Origin of the sequence: Actinoplanes sp. NPDC026670, from assembly GCF_040638175.1 — a bacterium.
In the GTDB taxonomy this organism is placed as follows: domain Bacteria; phylum Actinomycetota; class Actinomycetes; order Mycobacteriales; family Micromonosporaceae; genus Actinoplanes.
The window spans coordinates 1-2,212 of record NZ_JBEZXU010000164.1 but is presented as its reverse complement, the minus strand read 5'-3'; the positions used below and the strand labels follow the sequence as shown (position 1 = coordinate 2,212).

At 67.4% G+C, this 2,212-nt stretch carries 2 protein-coding genes; both read right to left on the bottom strand.

Annotated features, from left to right (window positions below):
- Positions 1-63: 63 nt before the first annotated feature.
- Positions 64-882: an IS21-like element helper ATPase IstB gene (gene istB, locus AB0E94_RS52730; RefSeq protein ID WP_360344496.1), complete on the bottom strand. Its 819-nt coding sequence runs from the start codon at positions 880-882 to the stop codon at positions 64-66.
- Positions 879-2,138: an IS21 family transposase gene (istA, locus tag AB0E94_RS52725; protein ID WP_360344493.1), complete on the bottom strand. Its 1,260-nt coding sequence runs from the start codon at positions 2,136-2,138 to the stop codon at positions 879-881. The genes istB and istA overlap by 4 nt, the downstream gene beginning before the upstream one ends.
- Between the last annotated feature and the right edge of the window lie 74 nt (positions 2,139-2,212).

Genomic DNA, 2,212 nt, shown 5'->3' with positions numbered 1-2,212 from the left:
TGTCAGCGCTTTCCGAAAACTGACCCTCTGCGGGTTCGGGAAAGTTAACCCCCTGACCTGCGGTTATGAGCGTTTGTTGCGGGTTTCCTTGGCGAGGAGTTCTCGCCGGTGGCGGGTGCGGTAGGAGTCGCCGGTGAGGGTGAGGACTTCGGCGTGGTGGACGAGGCGGTCGATCATCGCGGCGGCGACGATGTCATCGGCGAAGGTCTCGCCCCAGCGGCCGAACGGCAGGTTCGAGGTGACCATGATCGAGGCTTGTTCATAGCGTGAGGCGATGAGCTGGAAGAACAGGTTGGCCGCGTCCTGATCGAAGGGGATGTAGCCCACCTCGTCGACCACGATCAGTTTGTAGCGGCGGATCTTCTTCAGCTCCGCGTCGAGCCGGCCGGCCTGGTGCGCGGTGGTGAGCCGGGTGATCCAGTTGCTGGCGGTGTCGAACAGCACCGAGTAGCCGGCGTGGGCGGCCTTGATGGCCAGGCCGATGGCCAGGTGGGTCTTGCCGATCCCGGGCGGGCCGAGCAGGAGCACGTTCTCGGCTTTGGCGACGAACGTGCCGGTGGCCAGGTGCGCCAGGACGTCGCGGCGTAGCGATGGCAGGTGGTCGAGGTTGAAGTCTTCCAGGGTTTTGATCTGCGGGAAGTGGGCGGTGCGGATGCGCATCGTGGTGCCCTTGGACTCCCGGTCGGCGACCTGGCGTTGCAGGACCGCGGCCAGATACTCCTCATGAGACCAGTTCTCGTCGCGGGCCTGGACGGCCAGTTCCTCCCAGAACACGCCGATGGTGGGTGTCTTGAGGACCCTGGTCAGGTAGCCGATCAGCGACGGCAGTCCGTCGCCGGCCGGAGCCCGGGCTGGTGTTCGAGTCTTTGTTGCCGTGCTCACTGGTTACTCGCTTCCGACGATGATGGGTTGAAGTCGACGCCGAACAGGGCGTCGTAGTCCGGCAGAGCTCGCATGGTCACGGCGTGACCGTCGGCGTGGTATCGGGTCGCGGCCTGCCGCCGCCGTTGTTGCTCGGCGAACTCACGCCGCAGCACCGCTGCGGCCTGTTGGTGGCCGGGGTCGGTGACCACGGCCTGTTTGGCCCAGCTCCGCTGATGCCAGGCGACGAGATGGCCGTCGCAGTGGACGGCGACCGTGTCCAAGGTCGCGGTGACGTCGACGAACCGGCCGATCACCCGCGGGTCGACCGAGTAGTCAACGGTGTCGACCCGCACGTAGTAGTCGCGTCCGAGCCGGACCCGTTCACGAAGCCCGACCGCCGGTGCCGTCGGCGGCAGGACCAGCAACGACGGATACTCGACGTCGAGCATGTCGACTGGCCGGCCCTGGATCGAGCGGACCGTGCGGGCGTTGGCGAACGGCAGCCAGTCCGCCAGTTGCGTGTTGAAGTCGCTTGGTGAGGCGAACGTGCGGCCGGGCAGGAACGAGGTTTCCAGGAACCCGTTGGCGCGTTCGACCATGCCCTTGAACTCCGCGTCCCGCGGCGGCGCCAGCTGGATCCGGGTGGCGAGTGTCCCGGCGAACGTCGCCGCCGGGACGCTGACCCGCCCGGTCCCGCCGATCGCTGATTCCCGGTCCCATAACAGCGTGTGGGTCACCCGGCCGACGCCCTGGATCAGCAGCCACATCCCGGCCAGGATGTCCCCGGCCTGCCGCGACGGGATCATCACCGCGGTCATGAACCGGGAGAACGCGAGGGTCATCACCAGCACCGGCAACATCCGTTCCTGACCGGCCGCGACCGGGATCCGCGGTTCCGGGAACCACAGGTCACACTGCGTCAACCGGCCCGGCTCGTAAACCACCCGGTCCACCGGATCCACGCCTGCGTACTCCGGCCGGATCCGCGTCAGCAGCTTCTTCAGCGGGCTCAGCGAGTGCGGCCAGCCGACCCTTCGAGCGATCTCCGGCGCCGGCATCCGCGGCCAGTCGGCCAGCAACGCCCGCACCCGAGGCTCGAACGCGTCCGTCACCGACCCTCGCGGGGCCCGCTCATACTTCGGCGGCCGGTCCGAGGCCAACGCCGACCGCACCGTGTTCCGGGCGATCTTCAGCCGCCGAGCGATCTCCTTGATGGGCACGCCCTCGGCTCGATGCAGCCGACGGATCTCAGCCCAGTCCTCCACCTTCAGCACCCCTTCCAAGATCAAGGAAGAGGGGGTTAACTTTCGCGGATCCCTACGGGGTCACTCTTCAGGAAGCGGCGACA